The sequence below is a fragment of the Pseudomonas sp. ADAK13 genome (assembly GCF_012935715.1).
Lineage (GTDB): Bacteria > Pseudomonadota > Gammaproteobacteria > Pseudomonadales > Pseudomonadaceae > Aquipseudomonas.
The window spans coordinates 1,034,275-1,049,218 of sequence record NZ_CP052860.1 but is presented as its reverse complement, the minus strand read 5'-3'; the positions used below and the strand labels follow the sequence as shown (position 1 = coordinate 1,049,218).

The 14,944-nt window shown below is 61.3% G+C and carries 10 protein-coding genes, 1 pseudogene and 1 riboswitch; of the genes and pseudogenes, 6 read left to right on the top strand and 5 right to left on the bottom strand.

Annotated features, from left to right (window positions below; genetic code table 11):
* Window positions 1-39 precede the first annotated feature (39 nt).
* A pseudogene (locus tag HKK54_RS33925) lies at window positions 40-240 on the bottom strand (HAMP domain-containing protein); the annotation flags it as partial.
* Window positions 241-1,573: 1,333 nt separating this feature from the next.
* On the opposite strand from HKK54_RS33925, the gene HKK54_RS04950 reads away from it, so the two are divergent.
* Window positions 1,574-2,392: a M48 family metallopeptidase gene (locus HKK54_RS04950; RefSeq protein ID WP_010170535.1), complete on the top strand. Its 819-nt coding sequence runs from the start codon at window positions 1,574-1,576 to the stop codon at window positions 2,390-2,392.
* A gap of 158 nt (window positions 2,393-2,550) precedes the next feature.
* Here the strand turns inward: HKK54_RS04950 and HKK54_RS04945 are convergent, their stop codons facing one another.
* The 3 genes from HKK54_RS04945 to HKK54_RS04935 all read right to left on the bottom strand — a co-directional run bounded on the left by HKK54_RS04945 (window position 2,551) and on the right by HKK54_RS04935 (window position 5,389).
* Window positions 2,551-3,135, bottom strand: coding sequence for a TMEM165/GDT1 family protein (locus HKK54_RS04945; protein ID WP_003216166.1), 585 nt, complete (start codon window positions 3,133-3,135; stop codon window positions 2,551-2,553).
* An 87-nt stretch (window positions 3,136-3,222) separates the two neighbouring features.
* Window positions 3,223-3,344: riboswitch (yybP-ykoY riboswitch) on the bottom strand.
* A gap of 50 nt (window positions 3,345-3,394) precedes the next feature.
* Window positions 3,395-4,393: a class I SAM-dependent methyltransferase gene (locus HKK54_RS04940; RefSeq protein ID WP_010170534.1), complete on the bottom strand. Its 999-nt coding sequence runs from the start codon at window positions 4,391-4,393 to the stop codon at window positions 3,395-3,397.
* Between the two features lie 30 nt (window positions 4,394-4,423).
* Window positions 4,424-5,389: a 2-hydroxyacid dehydrogenase gene (locus tag HKK54_RS04935; protein WP_010170533.1), complete on the bottom strand. Its 966-nt coding sequence runs from the start codon at window positions 5,387-5,389 to the stop codon at window positions 4,424-4,426.
* An 84-nt stretch (window positions 5,390-5,473) separates the two neighbouring features.
* Here HKK54_RS04935 and HKK54_RS04930 point away from each other — a divergent pair, with 84 nt between their 5' ends.
* The 5 genes from HKK54_RS04930 to HKK54_RS04910 all read left to right on the top strand — a co-directional run bounded on the left by HKK54_RS04930 (window position 5,474) and on the right by HKK54_RS04910 (window position 14,567).
* Window positions 5,474-6,106 carry a LysE family translocator gene (locus tag HKK54_RS04930; protein WP_010170532.1) on the top strand — a complete coding sequence of 211 codons (633 nt, stop codon included), beginning with the start codon at window positions 5,474-5,476 and terminating at the stop codon, window positions 6,104-6,106.
* Window positions 6,107-6,237: 131 nt separating this feature from the next.
* Window positions 6,238-7,920, top strand: coding sequence for a fatty acid--CoA ligase (locus tag HKK54_RS04925; RefSeq protein ID WP_010170531.1), 1,683 nt, complete (start codon window positions 6,238-6,240; stop codon window positions 7,918-7,920).
* 330 nt (window positions 7,921-8,250) lie between these two features.
* On the top strand, window positions 8,251-10,119 hold the full coding sequence (locus tag HKK54_RS04920) for a DUF1302 domain-containing protein (protein WP_169386295.1): 1,869 nt from the start codon (window positions 8,251-8,253) through the stop codon (window positions 10,117-10,119).
* Window positions 10,120-10,162: 43 nt separating this feature from the next.
* On the top strand, window positions 10,163-11,527 hold the full coding sequence (locus HKK54_RS04915; protein ID WP_169386294.1) for a DUF1329 domain-containing protein: 1,365 nt from the start codon (window positions 10,163-10,165) through the stop codon (window positions 11,525-11,527).
* 310 nt (window positions 11,528-11,837) lie between these two features.
* Window positions 11,838-14,567: a LuxR C-terminal-related transcriptional regulator gene (locus tag HKK54_RS04910; RefSeq protein WP_169386293.1), complete on the top strand. Its 2,730-nt coding sequence runs from the start codon at window positions 11,838-11,840 to the stop codon at window positions 14,565-14,567.
* Between the two features lie 9 nt (window positions 14,568-14,576).
* Here HKK54_RS04910 and HKK54_RS04905 read toward each other — a convergent pair whose 3' ends face one another.
* Window positions 14,577-14,921, bottom strand: coding sequence for a hypothetical protein (locus HKK54_RS04905; RefSeq protein WP_010170520.1), 345 nt, complete (start codon window positions 14,919-14,921; stop codon window positions 14,577-14,579).
* Window positions 14,922-14,944: the final 23 nt, after the last annotated feature.

The following is a 14,944-nucleotide window of genomic DNA, read 5'->3' as shown; positions in this document are numbered from 1 at the left end:
CGAGCTCACCACCTGGGTAATCATCCCCTGCAATTTGGCCAGGAACGTATTGAAGCCACTGGCAATCGCCCCCAGTTCGTCGGCGCGATCACTGGTCAGGCGGCGGGTCAGGTCGCCTTCGCCCTGGGCGATGTCATTGAGCATCGCCACCATTTGCTTGAGCGGCCGGGCAATGCCGTGGCCCACCAGCCAGATCACCAGCAAGCCGATGCCGGCAATCAGCAATCCGGCCACGGCCATGCCGAAAATATCGGTTTTGCGCTGGGCGTCGAGGTCATGCTGCATGGCCTGCAAGTCGGCCATGACTGCGCTCAGGGGCAGTTGCATCATCAGGGTCCAGCGGGCGTCGGTCTGGCCGATGTTGAACGGCAGGAACAACTCGATATGCCCGTGTTCCTTGTCCACGTCGTAGCGTACTTCGCCGATCTTCAGTTGGCTGAGGTTCGCCAGTTCGTTGCTGTCGAGCAGGTCACTGGCTTTTTCCCCCAGCTTGCTGGCGTCCTGGGTGTAGGCCACCAGGCGGCCGTTGCTGGAAATCAGCGCCAGTTCACCGGCGCCGTTGTACAAATTCTGATCAGCCTTGGTGAGCATTTCCTGGATGAAGTTCACCGACAGGTCGGCGCCGACAATGCCCTGGAAGGTGCCGTCGATCATGATCGGTTCGATAAACGAGGCGAGCATCACCATCGCGTTGCCCACCTTATAAGGGGCCGGGTCGATGGCGCAGGGCTTTTTGCTTTCCTTGGAGCAGAGGTAGTACTCACTGGCGCGCACGCCGGTAGAGAGGATGGTCTGGTCGGCCACGTCCGCGAGTTTATCCAGGCCCAGGCTGCCGTCGGCATTGCGGAACCACCAGGGCAGGAAGCGGCCGTTGGTTTCGATACCGACCACCGGGCTGTTCACATAGGCGGCGTCGTTGTGGTCGATGGCGTTGGCTTCCCAGCCTATATAGGCACCGAGAATCTTCGGGTTGCGCACCACGGTTTCGTGGATCAGGTTGATCAACTGTTCCCGGGAGACCGCCAGTTGCGGGTTGCCGTTGGCGTCTTTCATGCCCATCAGGGCGTTGGCGGTGGCCAGGCCCTTGGCGGTTACCAGCGGCGCTTCCAGTTCCCGCTGGATCAGCGTCGCCTGGGTTTGCGCCAGCGCGGTCAGGCGTTGCTCGATGATCTGTTCGAATTGCCCCTGGGTGCGTTCCTGCACCATCTCCTGGGTACGCGCCCCGGCGAACAAGGCGTACAGCACCAACACCGCCACCACGCTCAGGACAATGGCCCCGGCCAGTGCCGCGACAGAAAATTGAATCGACTTGAACTTCATGACGGCTCCGGGCGCAGGGGGAGATTGGCTGCTTTTTTATATCGGCCGCGAGCGGGGGAGACATGAGGGGCATATCCTCAAAATGACTGTGCCGGATCGGCGAATGTCGCAAATGGAAAGGTCGTCGGCGGTTTATGAATTTTTTTCGGCAGTGTGGGATGTATCTGAAAATAGGCGGCTACACGTCTGTTGTATCTGGCGCCGATACATTTGGCCGACTACGATACGCGCCATGTTTTCAGGGAGCAGGTTGATGAAAAAGACAGTGGCGGTATGTGCGTTGGGCACGGCGGTATTGCTCGCCGGTTGCCAGTCGGTCAACACCACCAGCGGCGGTGCCGTGGGTGTTGAGCGCAAGCAGTACATGTTCAGCATGTTGTCGAGCCAGGAAGTCGACCAGATGTATGCGCAGTCCTACCAGCAGACCCTGGGTGAAGCCAGCGGCAAAGGCCTGGTGGACAAGACCAGCGCCAATGCCAAGCGTGTGCAGGCGATTGCCAACCGCCTGATCGCCCAGGCGCCGACGTTCCGGCCGGATGCGGCGCAGTGGAAGTGGGAAGTGAACCTGATCAAAAGTGACGAGATGAACGCCAACTGTGGGCCTGGCGGCAAGATCTTCGTGTACAGCGCGCTGATCGATAATCTCAAGTTGACCGACGATGAACTCGCCGCCGTGATGGGTCATGAAATTGCCCACGCCTTGCGTGAACACGGTCGCGAAGCCATGTCCAAGGCCTACGGTATCGAGATGGCGAAGCAGGGGGCCGGCGCGTTGTTCGGCCTGGGTCAGGACAGCATGGCGTTGGCCGATACCGTGGCCAACTACGGCATGACCTTGCCCAACAGCCGCAGCAATGAAAACGAAGCAGACCTGATCGGCCTGGAGTTGTCGGCGCGTGCCGGTTACAACCCGAACGCGGCGATTACCCTGTGGAACAAAATGGCCAAGGCCTCGGAAGGCTCGCCACCTGAGTTCATGAGCACTCACCCGGCCTCCAGCAGCCGGATCGCCTCGTTGCAGGCGGCGATTCCGAAGGTGATGCCGTTGTATCAACAGGCCAAAAAGTCCTGATTCATAAGGCTGAAATGCAAATCTAAATGTGGGAGCCCGGCTTGTGTGGGAGCCGGGCTTGCCCGCGATGCAGGCACCTCGGTGTGCCAGTTGCACCGAGGTGATGCTATCGCAGGCAAGCCAGCTCCTACACAAGCCCAGCCCCACATGGGTCGTGTCTAGATCCAGCCACTGCTCTGCATGGCCTTGTACACCGCAACGATTGCCAGGATGAAAAACGCCGTGGCCGCCAATCGACGAATCAGCGTCAGCGGCAATTTATCCGCCGCAAAATTCCCTGCCAGCACCACCGGTACGTTGGCAATCAACATGCCCAGGGTCGTGCCGATAATCACCAGCCACAGTTCCGGGTATTGCGCCGCGAGCATCACGGTAGCGATCTGGGTCTTGTCGCCGATTTCCGCGAGGAAGAATGCGATCAGTGTGGTCAGGAACGGCCCGAATTTGCGGGAGGTGCTGGCTTCGTCATCGTCGAGTTTGTCGGGTACCAGGGTCCACAGCGCCGTGGCGCAGAAGCTCGCCGCGAGGATCCAGTGCAACACCGCGTCCGAGAAGAAACTCCCGAACCAGGCCCCCACGGCACCGGCGGCCGCATGGTTGGCCAAGGTCGCGGCGACGATGCCGGCGATGATCGGCCAGGGTTTGCGAAAGCGTGCAGCAAGAATGAGCGCGAGCAGTTGCGTCTTGTCGCCAATTTCGGCCAAGGCAACGATTGCGGTAGGGACGAGCAGAGAATCCAGCATCAGGTAAGTTCCAGGGGCGGGTCGACACGGCTATGACACGTACAGCCTTCCCGCCCCGGGTAAGGTGTTCGTGTCATAGGTCTTGTCAAACCCCGGTCCGTCTGTGCGGACTCCTGGGTCGCATACGCCATGGTCTGTTGACCAAGTATGTTGACGTATGCCGGACGAGCGTGGCGCTCGTGGGAGACTACTCCCCTAGGACGGAGCGGATTCTGCCTAGGCAAAATCCATTCGGCAAGCCTTCTTTTGGAAAAAGAGTTCAGCCGCGCTTGGCACGGTAAATGCGAAAACCCTGGCCTTCTGCCTTGATTGCGCACACGCCCAGATGCTCTTCGATCAGCGGTTGGTACTTCAGGAAGCTATTCGCAACCAGGCGAAGTTCGCCGCCTTTTGCCAGATGTTTGGCCGCTTTTCGCAGCAAGTTCTCGGTGGCGAAATAATCGGTGTGCACCCCGACATGAAACGGCGGGTTGCTCAGAATCGTGTTCAGATTCATCGGCGCGGCGTCGATGCCATCACCGGTCAACACCTCGGCTTCCAGGCCATTGGCGGCCAATGTCAGGCGACTGCTGGCCGCGGCAAAGGCATCCACGTCGAGCATCGTGACGGTGTTATGCGGATAGCGACGCTTGACCGCCGCCCCGAGCACGCCCGCCCCGCAACCGAAATCCAGCAAATGACCACTCGGCAACTTGTCCAGATGCTCCAGCAGCAGCGCCGTACCGCGATCCAGCCGACCGTGACTGAACACGCCCGGCAGGCTCACGACTTTTAGCGGCCCTTCAGCCAGCGGCACCTCGAACACCTGCGCCAGGCTTTCCAGCGCTACCGGTTCGGGGGCGTTGGCCACCGTGACCAGCCACAACTGACAGTGCCGCGCGTTGTCGAGCTTGCGTGGTTTGCCGAACGGGTTCAGTTGTTTGGCCGCGCTTTCGATGCCGCCTTTCTTTTCCCCCACCAGGTACAACTCTTTGCCAGGCAAGCGCGCCGCCACGGCATTGAGCAGGTAGTCGGTGAGGTCCTTGGACTTGGGCAGGAACACCACCGCCGTCTCGAACGAACGCTCGGGCACGTTCACGCCGAACTGGCTGCGCTCGGCAAAGCGTGCGTCCAGTGCCGCCTGATCGCCGGCGTGCCAGCTCCAGCCATGGGCATTGGGCAGGCGGCCCAGCAGGTCGTCGGCGGGCAAGCCCACCAGCAGCACGTCGCCTTGAAAAAGTTCGGCCTGACGAAGCAGTACTTCACTGCGCGGATCCATGGTCTGCTCCTTGAAAAGGGGCGCAGTTTATCAACTGACGACGCGCAGCGGGGCGCCGCTGAAAAAGCCCTCGGCGTTTTCGATCAATTGGCCGACGATGCGCTGCCGGGCTTCGCGGCTGCCCCACGCATTGTGCGGCGTGACGATCAGTCGAGGGATGTCACCGGCCAGCAGCGGGTTGCCGTTGACCGGGGGTTCTACGCTCAATACATCGGTCGCTGCGCCGCCCAGGTGTCCGCTGCGCAAGGCATCGGCCAGCGCCTGTTCGTTGATCAAACCACCGCGTGCCGTGTTGACGATAAATGCGCCGGGCTTGAGCAGCGCCAGTTCGCGGGCACCGATAAAGTCGCGGGTGTATTCGTTGAGCGGGCAGTGCAGGGTCAGTGCGTCGACCTGCGCCAGCAACTCGTCCAGCGGCACGCGATCAGCCCGGGCAGGGCGTCCCGGGATCGCGCCGAGGATCACCCGCATGCCAAAGGCTTCAGCCAGGCGCGCCACGGCACCGCCCAATTCGCCATGGCCCAGCAGGCCCAGGGTCTTGCCTGCCAGTTCCACGATTGGATAGTCCAGCAGGCAGAACTGCTTGGCTTGCTGCCAGAGCCCAGCGTTTACATCCCGCTGATAGTCGTTCAGGCGTGTCGCCAGGTTGAGCAGCAGCATGATCGTGTGCTGCGCCACCGACGGCGTGCCGTAACCCTGGCAATTGCTCACGGTCACGCCGTGGGCGCGGGCGGCGTCGAGGTCGACGTTGTTGGTGCCGGTGGCGGTCACCAGGATCAGCTTCAGCTCGGGGCACGCCGCCAGGGTTTCGGCATTCAGCGCGATCTTGTTGCTGATCGCCACCTGCGCGCCTTGCAGGCGCTCTACAACGTTCTGCGGGGTAGTCTGCTCGTACAGGCTCAGTTCGCTGAAGATGGCCCGCAACCCGTTGAGGTCCAGGTCCCCGAGGTCCAGGGAAGGGTGATCAAGGAAGACGGCGCGGCGATTGTTCGTCATCAACTGTACCTTTTGCGGCGGGATGTGAAGGCGTAATCTGCCGAGCCTATCAGATGAAATAATCAGTTACTTCCTGGAGTGTGCATGTACCTCACCGAGTTCTTGACCGTGGCACTGATTCACCTGTTGGCGGTGGCCAGCCCTGGCCCGGATTTCGCCGTGGTGGTACGTGAAAGCGTGACCCATGGCCGGCGCGCCGGCACCTGGACGGCGCTGGGCGTCGGTTCGGCGATTTTCCTGCACGTGGGGTATTCGCTGTTGGGCATCGGCTTGATCGTGTCCCAGTCCATCGTGCTGTTCAACGCGCTGAAATGGGCGGCGGCGGCCTACCTGCTGTACATCGGCTTCAAGGCCCTGCGCGCCCAGCCGGCCAAGCCTGCCAGTGAAGAAGACCTGCACCTTGAGGTGGGCGAGCGCACCGCGCGCGGCGCGTTCACGTCGGGGTTTGTCACCAACGGCTTGAACCCCAAGGCCACGCTGTTCTTCCTGTCGCTGTTCACCGTGGTGATCAACCCCCACACGCCGCTGGCGATCCAGGCCGGTTACGGCGTGTACCTGGCCGTGGCCACTGCGATCTGGTTTTGCCTGGTGGCGATGCTGTTCAGCCAGCAACGCGTACGCGCCGGTTTTGCGCGCATGGGCCACTGGTTCGACCGCACCATGGGCGCGGTGCTGATTGCCATCGGTGTGAAGCTGGCCTTTACCAGCATGAAATAAGCCGGATGCTGGCGCAAAGCTAGCATTCATTGGGCTCTGCAAATCATTCCTTTGGCTGATTTGGCTGAAACATAAGCGCTCTACAGTGCAGATGTTTCAGCCAAGACCGTGCAGTCAGATAAGGGATTCGTATGTTGCAGACTCGTGTTATCCCGCCCGCCGAAGGCGCCTACCAATACCCGCTGTTGATCAAACGCCTGTTGATGTCCGGGACACGCTACGAGAAGACCCGGGAAATCGTCTACCGCGACCAGTTGCGTTACACCTATCCAACCCTGATCGAGCGCGTCGCCCGCCTGGCCAATGTGCTGACCGAGGCCGGGGTCAAGGCCGGTGACACCGTGGCCGTGATGGACTGGGACAGCCATCGTTACCTGGAATGCATGTTCGCCATCCCGATGATCGGTGCGGTGATCCACACCATCAATGTGCGCCTGTCGCCGGAACAGATTCTCTACACCATGAACCACGCCGAGGACCGCTTTGTGCTGGTCAACAGCGAGTTTGTGGGGCTCTACCAGGCCATCGCCGGCCACCTCACCACCGTCAAGAAAACCCTGCTGCTCACCGACGGCGCGGAAAAAACCGCCGAGCTGCCCCACCTCGTGGGTGAGTACGAAACGCTGCTGGCGGCGGCAAGCCCCCGGTACGACTTCCAGGATTTCGACGAAAACTCCGTCGCCACCACCTTCTACACCACCGGCACCACTGGCAATCCCAAAGGCGTGTATTTCACCCACCGCCAACTGGTGCTGCACACCATGGGCGTGGCAACCATCATGGGCAGCGTCGACAGCGTGCGCCTGCTGGGCACCAATGATGTCTACATGCCGATCACCCCGATGTTCCACGTGCACGCCTGGGGCCTGCCGTATGTGGCGACCATGCTCGGCCTGAAGCAGGTCTACCCCGGCCGCTACGACCCCGAATACCTGGTGGAGCTGTGGCGCAAGGAGAAGGTCACGTTCTCCCATTGCGTGCCGACGATCCTGCAAATGGTGCTCAACGCCAAGGCCGGGCAGGGCGTGGATTTCGGCGGTTGGAAAATCGTGATCGGCGGCAGCGCCCTCAACCGTTCGCTGTATGAAGCGTCCAAGGCCCGCGGGATTCAACTGACGGCGGCGTACGGCATGTCCGAGACCGGGCCGCTGGTGTCCTGCGCGCACCTCAATGAAGAATTGATGGCCGGCACCGAAGACGAACGCACCACCTACCGCATCAAGGCCGGCGTGCCCGGGCCGCTGGTGGAGGCGGCGATCATCGACGGTGACGGCAACTTCCTGCCCGCCGACGGTGAATCCCAGGGCGAGCTGGTACTGCGCGCGCCGTGGCTCAGCGAAGGCTATTTCAACGAGCCGCAGAAAGGCGCCGAACTCTGGGCCGGCGGCTGGATGCACACCGGCGACGTGGCCACCCTCGACGCGTTTGGCGTGATCGATATTCGTGACCGCATCAAGGACGTGATCAAGACCGGCGGCGAGTGGATCTCCTCCCTGGCGCTGGAAGACCTGGTCAGCCGCCACCCGGCGGTACGCGAAGTAGCGGTGGTGGGGATTGCCGACCCGCAGTGGGGCGAGCGCCCGTTTGCGTTGCTGGTGGTGCGTGATGGCCATGTGATAGGGGCCAAGGAGCTCAAGGAACATCTCAAGCCGTTTGTGGAATTGGGCCATTTGAGCAAGTGGGCGATTCCAAGCCAGATCGCCGTTGTTACGGAAATTCCCAAGACCAGCGTCGGCAAGCTCGACAAAAAACGTATCCGTGTCGACATCATCGAATGGCAGGCCAACAACAGCACCTTCCTTTCTACCCTCTGACGCTGCTTGCCGTGCCCTCACGGGCACGGCAGCGCTCTAGTCCAAGCCTTCACTTGTGATTTGCCGATTTTCAGCCATCCTTGCCTCGCTGGTCTTCGCCAGCATGGCGAAAGGACTGTGGCAGACGGGTTGGTGATGCAAATCACACTTTAGAGGGATCAAGCGGTACCCCCTGCTGGCTATAGTCCATCCCAGAGTTTTTCAAGGTGCGGTGCTGTGAGCCCGGCGGGTTCATGTGTTCGCCCGGCATTGGAATCGTTGTATTCCGGCCGTTACAAGCCCTTAGAAACGACTCACTGCCATAACAATAATGCACATGGAGTAGCGTCGATGATCTCAGCACACCAGTTCTGGCGCCGGGCAAAACTGCCTTTGGCCGTCAGCCTCGCCTCTACGCTCGCCGGGCCTGCATTCGGCGTCAGTTTCAACATCGGTGAAATCGAAGGCAGCTTTGACTCGTCCCTGTCGGTCGGGGCCAGTTGGTCGACGGCGGGTCGCAACAAAGACCTGATTGGCGCCAACAATGGTGGCAGGGGTTTGTCGCAAACCTCTGATGACGGTCACCTGAACTTCGACAAGGGTGATTCCTTCTCGAAGATCTTCAAGGGTATCCATGACCTCGAGTTGAAATACGGCGACACCGGCGTGTTTGTCCGGGGCAAGTACTGGTATGACTTCAAGCTCAAAGACGACGACCTCGACTTCAAGAACATCAGCGACAAGGGTCGCCCGATGGGCGCCAGGTCCTCGGGTGGGCAGATTCTCGATGCGTTTGTCTACCACAACTACTCGGTTGCCGATGAGCCAGGCTCCGTGCGGTTTGGTAAACAGGTCATCAGTTGGGGGGAGAGTACGTTCATCGGTGGTGGTATCAACGCCATCAACCCGATTGACGTGGCCGCGTTCCGTCGTCCAGGCGCCGAGATCAAGGAAGGCCTGATTCCGGTCAACATGTTCTATGTGTCGCAGACCCTGACCGATAACCTGTCGGCAGAAGGCTTCTACCAGTTGGACTGGGACAAGACCGTCACCGATAACTGCGGGACGTTTTTCTCCCAGCCGGACATTATTACCGGTGGCTGTAACGACAATCTGCGGGTGCTGAACAGCTCTCGCACCCTGCCGGCAGCGCTGGTTCCTGCGCTGGCTCGCTATGGTGTGGATGTGAACAGTGAGGGTGTTCTGGTTCGTCGCGGCCCTGATCGTGACGCGAGAGATGGCGGCCAGTTCGGCGTGGCGTTCCACTACAACTATGAGCCGCTCGACACCGAGTTCGGCGCCTACGCCATTAACTATCACAGCCGGGCGCCGATCTTCAGCGCCCACGGTGCTCCGCAATCTGCTTACACCGGGGCGACGCCGGGGTTGCCGGCGCAACTGCGTCCATTGATTGTTGCGGGTAACTCCAATTACTTCGTCGAATACCCGGAAGATATACGTCTCTACGGCTTGAGCTTCTCCACCACCCTGCCTACGGGAACTGCCTGGAGCGGTGAGGTCAGCTACCGTCCCAATGCGCCGGTGCAGCTGAACTCCACTGACATTCTGTATGCCGGTGTTCGCCCTATTGGCGCCCCGGTGCTCAAAGATGCCTCGTTGTTGACCGGAGTGCCAGGCCAGGACTTGCATGGCTACCGCCGTAAGGAAATCACTCAACTGCAAACAACCTTCACCCACTTCTTTGACCAAGTGATGGGCGCCAGCCGCCTGACGCTGGTGGGCGAAGTCGGCATGACCTATGTCGGTGGTTTGGAGAGCAAGTCCAAAGTTCGCTACGGACGTGATCCGGTGTTTGGCCCAGGTACTTTGCCTAACGGCGCATGCCCTGCGCTCAACAACTCCACTGCACAAGGCGCGGGGCTGCCTAACGCCAACGGCCTGAATACCAACTGCAACAACGACGGCTTTACCACGGCGACTTCCTGGGGCTACCGCGGCCGGGCGATCTGGGAATACCCGGACGTCTTTGCCGGTGTAAACCTCAAGCCTAACGTCGCCTGGTCCCATGACGTCAAAGGTTATTCACCTGGCCCTGGCGGCAACTTCGAGGAAGGCCGCAAGGCGGTCAGCCTCGGACTGGATGCTGAATACCAGAACACCTACACCGCGAGCCTGAACTACACCAACTTCTTCGGTGGCGACTTCAGCACCGTGGACGACCGCGACTTTGTCGCCCTCAGCGTCGGCGTGAACTTCTAAGCACACTCTCTTTAAGCAGTATGTTTTAAGGAAGAACCAGAACATGAAAATAACTAAAAATCTGTTGCAGGTGGGTGTGCTGGGGCTGTCGATCATGGCGAGCAGCGTCATGGCGGCAGTCTCGGCGGATGAAGCCGCCAAGCTGGGTACGACCCTGACCCCGATGGGCGCTGAAATGGCCGGCAACGCGGCCGGCACCATCCCTAAATGGTCACCGCTGCCCACCAATGCCGGCGCGGTGGATGCCCGTGGCTTCCTGGCCAACCCGTACGCCAGCGAGCAACCGCAATTCATCATCACTGCGCAGAACGTCGAGCAGTACAAGGACAAGCTGGCGCCGGGGCAGTACGCGATGTTCAAGCGCTACCCGGACACCTTCAAGATGCCGGTCTACCCGACCCATCGCGGCGCTACCGTGCCGGCTGATGTGTTTGCGGCCATCAAGAAAAACGCCACCAACACCAACCTGGTGTCCGGCGGCAACGGCCTGGAAAACTTCGAAACCGCCGTACCGTTCCCGATTCCGAAAAGCGGCGTGGAAGTCATCTGGAACCACATCACCCGCTATCGCGGCGGCAGCGTGACCCGCCTGGTGACCCAGGCCACGCCGCAAACCAACGGCTCGTTCAGCCTGGTGTACTTCCGCGACCAGTTCGTGTTCCGCGACAAGATGAAGGACTACGACCCGAAAAACCCGGGCAACATCCTGTTCTACTTCAAGCAGCAAGTGACCGCGCCGGCACGTCTGGCCGGTGGTGTGCTGCTGGTGCACGAAACCCTCGACCAGGTGAAAGAGCCGCGTTCGGCGTGGGTCTACAACGCCGGCCAGCGTCGCGTGCGCCGGGCGCCGCAAGTGTCGTATGACGGCCCGGGCACCGCCGCCGACGGCCTGCGTACCTCCGACAACCTCGACATGTTCAACGGCGCGCCGGATCGCTACGACTGGAAACTGGAAGGCAAGAAGGAACTGTACATCGCCGAAAACAGCTACAAGCTCGACGATCCGAAGCTCAAGTATGTCGACATCATCAAGGCCGGCCACATCAACCAGGACCTGGCTCGCTACGAACTGCGTCGTGTGTGGCATGTGGTTGCAACCCTGAAGGAAGGCCAGCGCCACATCTATGCCAAGCGTGACTTCTTCATCGACGAAGACACCTGGCAGGCCGCGGTCATCGACCACTATGATGGTCGTGGCCAACTGTGGCGCGTGGCTGAAGCCCATGCCGAGAACTACTACGACAAACAAGTGCCGTGGTATGCCCTCGAAACCCTCTACGACCTGCAGTCCGGCCGCTACCTGGCCCTGGGCATGAAGAACGAAGAGAAACAGGCTTATGACTTCGGCTTTACCGCCACCACCAGCGACTTCACTCCGGCGGCCCTGCGCCAGGATGGTGTTCGCTAACTTGCTGTAACAGAGGCCGCATCCTCGAAAAACGCCCCGACTGGTTCGGGGCTTTTTTTTGCGCGACCACTGTGGCGAGGGAGCTTGCTCCCGCTGGGCTGCGTAGCAGCCCCAAAAACGGGAGCGCTGCGCACTCCAGCGGGAGCAAGCTCCCTCGCCACAGAGTGTCGGTCGTTCCAGAAGAACTCCGGATATTTTTTGTTGTAGTCTTTTTCAGACAATTGTTGCAAAGATCTACAAAGCTGCCGCTTTTACCGCTAGTCTGCGGACATCTGCAATGCCGACAACAGCCTTCTACAAGAGCCCGGCGATGACTGATCTGTCCCGAATTCAAGGGCCTGCCAGCGCGGTGATTCCGACCCTGGAAGGTCGCTTCTATCGACCCCCACTGCCTGATGGCTACGTGTTGCGACCGCGCCTGTGCGAACGGCTGAGTGAAGGGCTGGCCGGGCGTCTGTTGCTGGTCAGCGCGCCGGCCGGGTTCGGCAAGAGTTCGCTGGCGGTGGAGTTCTGCCAGAGCCTGCCGGCCCACTGGCAAAGCTTGTGGCTGGGCCTTAGCCCGCGGGACAATGACCCGGGACGTTTCCTTGAGCGCCTGCTCGACGGCTTGCAGCAATTCTTCCCGCAGTTGGGCGCCCAGTCCCTGGGCTTGCTGAAAATGCGCCAGCGTCATCAACCTTTCGCCTTTGAGGAGTGGCTCGACGGCCTGCTGGATGAGCTGACGGTGCACCTTTCCACCCAGGCGCCGCTGTTGCTGGTGCTGGACGACTACCATCTGGCCCAGGGCCCGGTACTCGACCGCTGCCTGCAATTCTTCCTCAATCATCTGCCCGACGGCCTGCTGGTGCTGGTCACCAGCCGTCAGCGTCCCGACTGGCACCTGGCGCGCCTGCGCCTGTCCCGGCATTTGCTGGAACTGCACGAGCAGGATCTGCGCCTGACCCACGCCGAATCCCTGGCCTTGCTGGATCGCCACAGCAGTTCATTGCGCGGCGAGGCCCTGGACAACCTGATCAGGCGCAGTGAAGGCTGGGTGGCCGGCCTGCGTTTCTGGCTGCTGGCGGCTTCCGAGGCCGGCAGCGAAGGCGCGCTACCCCAAGGCTTGCACGGCGGGGAAGGGCTGATCCGCGACTACCTGCTCGAAGAAGTCATCGACTGCCTGCCCTCGGAGGTCCAGGCGTTTCTCTACGACACCGCCTCCCAGGAGCGTTTTTGCAGCGAACTGTGCGACGCGGTGCGCGAGGCCCACGACAGCACGGAAATCCTGCGCTACCTGCAAGCCCATCAGGTATTCCTGGTGCCGCTGGACGAGCAGGGCCACTGGTACCGTTATCACCATCTGTTTTCCGACCTGCTGCGCACTCGGCGCGCGAGCAATGCCGTGTTGCCGGCAGCCAGCCTGCACCTGCGGGCCTGCCGCTGGTTCAATGCCCAGGGCTTGATCGACGAGGCGGTGGAGCAGGCGCTGCGTGCGGGCCACCTGGATGTGGCGGCAAACCTGGTGCAGAACCTGTCCGAAGAGCAACTGCTGGCGGAGCAAAACGTCGGCATGCTGCTGCGCTGGAAAATGGACTTGCCCGACAGTTTGTTGATGAGCACGCCACGCCTGATCGTGCTCTACAGCTGGGCGTTGGGCCTGGCCTGCCAGCTGGACGCGGCGCAGGAACTGGCCAGCCATCTCAGCCGCTTTCTGCCGGCGCCGTCGGCCACCGCGCAAAAGTCGATGTTGGCCCAGTGGCTGGCCCTCAGCGGAATCATTGCCCGGGGCCGTGGCGACCGCGAGCTGACCCAGTTGTATTGCAGCGAGGCCCTGGAAAGCCTGCCGCACAAACGCTATGGCCAGCGGTTGATGTGCCTGTCGACCCTGTCCAACCTGGCCATCGTCGACGCCGACCTGTGGCGCGCCCGTGGCCTGAACCGCGAATCTCTGGAGCTGGCGCAGCGCGTCGGCAATCCGTTGTTCGAGGCGTTGGCCCATTACGACCGCGCGCGGGTGTTACAGGCCCGTGGCGAGATCCTGCGTTCCCTGGATGAAGTGCGCCAGGGCCTGCAACGCTTGCAAGGCCTCGCGCCGCAACGGCTGTACGCAGTGCGTGCCCGACTGGCGTTGTATGAAGGCTACCTGTTGCTGATGCGCTGCCAGCCCGAAGCCGGGCTGGCCCGCCTGCGTGCCGGATTGGCCGAGGCACGGGCCTGTCGGGACATCAGCGTATTGATCGGCCATTGCGTGATTGCCAGCTTCGAAGGCCGCCGTGGCGATTTCCCCATGGCCTTTGCCGAGCTGGCCGAGGCTGAGCGCTTGATGCACATCTGGGACGTGCCGCCGATTTTCTATCTGGCGATGATCACCCTGGTCAAATGCGAGCTGTGGCTGGCCCAGGGGCGTACCGACCTGGCCGACGCCTGGCTGACCCGGCTGGGGCAAACCTACAACGGTGAACAGGCCGCCGCTGCGCCGGAGTTTCACCCGCACCTGCCGCAACATATCGAACTGCAACAGGCGGCGCTCGACGCTATCCGTCATCAGCCGATGGCTTCACTGCAACGGCTCGACGAACTGGCAAGCCAGGCCCATAACAGCGGCCGGCAGATGATCAGCCTGATGGCATTGACCCAGCAGGCGCTGTTATTGCTGGACTGTGGACAGGAGGCGCAGGCCCGGCCGGTGTTTGCCCGTGCGCTTGAGGCGGCTGCCGGTGGCGCGATGCAACCCTTCCAGCGCGTGTTGGAGCGCTATCCCGACTGGTCGCGGGAGCAGCTTGCCCGGGATTCCCATGGCCTGCTGAACCAGAGCTTGCTGGCCCTCTTGCCGGAGGTCGCGGTGGTTGAAACCCCGCACACCCTTGAGACCCTGAGCACCCGCGAGCTGGCGGTACTGCACTTGATTGCCCAAGGCTGTTCGAACCAGGAAATCAGCAATCAGTTGTTCATCTCCCTGCACACCGTGAAAACCCATGCGAGCCATATCAACAGCAAGCTGGGCGTGGAACGGCGTACGCAGGCGGTGGCGCGCGCCCAGGAGATGGGTTTGTTGGGGTAGCAACCTGGATCAATGGGATCGAAAGCCCCAGACGATTTCCACCACGCGGGCTGCCACCAGCACATAGACCAGGATAAGCAGCAGTTGCAGCACCAAGTGATAACGCAGCTTGGCGAGCCTGCGGATGCCATCGCTCACATTCAGCACCATCAGCAAGGTCGAGACCACGATCAACCCCCACCCGGCCACGCTTGAGGCCAATATGCCGAGGAACAATTCGGGCTTCCCGGCCAGTGCATTGGTACCCGCCGCAAACAGCAGCGCGCATACCAGCAGGTTCTTCACATTGTCGAAGACTTGGGTGCTGAAGTCGTTCTCCAGCAGTTGCAGGTACCACTTCCAGAAGGTGCGCATGTCTCAATCCCTTGGATCAATAT

Excerpts from the sequence above, each read along its gene's own strand:
- HKK54_RS04950 (WP_010170535.1), top strand. The coding sequence starts at position 1,574 with ATGAAAAAGACAGTGGCGGTATGTGCGTTGGGCACGGCGGTATTGCTC.
- HKK54_RS04945 (WP_003216166.1), bottom strand. The coding sequence starts at position 3,135 with ATGCTGGATTCTCTGCTCGTCCCTACCGCAATCGTTGCCTTGGCCGAA.
- HKK54_RS04940 (WP_010170534.1), bottom strand. The coding sequence starts at position 4,393 with ATGGATCCGCGCAGTGAAGTACTGCTTCGTCAGGCCGAACTTTTTCAA.
- HKK54_RS04935 (WP_010170533.1), bottom strand. The coding sequence starts at position 5,389 with ATGACGAACAATCGCCGCGCCGTCTTCCTTGATCACCCTTCCCTGGAC.
- HKK54_RS04930 (WP_010170532.1), top strand. The coding sequence starts at position 5,474 with ATGTACCTCACCGAGTTCTTGACCGTGGCACTGATTCACCTGTTGGCG.
- HKK54_RS04925 (WP_010170531.1), top strand. The coding sequence starts at position 6,238 with ATGTTGCAGACTCGTGTTATCCCGCCCGCCGAAGGCGCCTACCAATAC.
- HKK54_RS04920 (WP_169386295.1), top strand. The coding sequence starts at position 8,251 with ATGATCTCAGCACACCAGTTCTGGCGCCGGGCAAAACTGCCTTTGGCC.
- HKK54_RS04915 (WP_169386294.1), top strand. The coding sequence starts at position 10,163 with ATGAAAATAACTAAAAATCTGTTGCAGGTGGGTGTGCTGGGGCTGTCG.
- HKK54_RS04910 (WP_169386293.1), top strand. The coding sequence starts at position 11,838 with ATGACTGATCTGTCCCGAATTCAAGGGCCTGCCAGCGCGGTGATTCCG.
- HKK54_RS04905 (WP_010170520.1), bottom strand. The coding sequence starts at position 14,921 with ATGCGCACCTTCTGGAAGTGGTACCTGCAACTGCTGGAGAACGACTTC.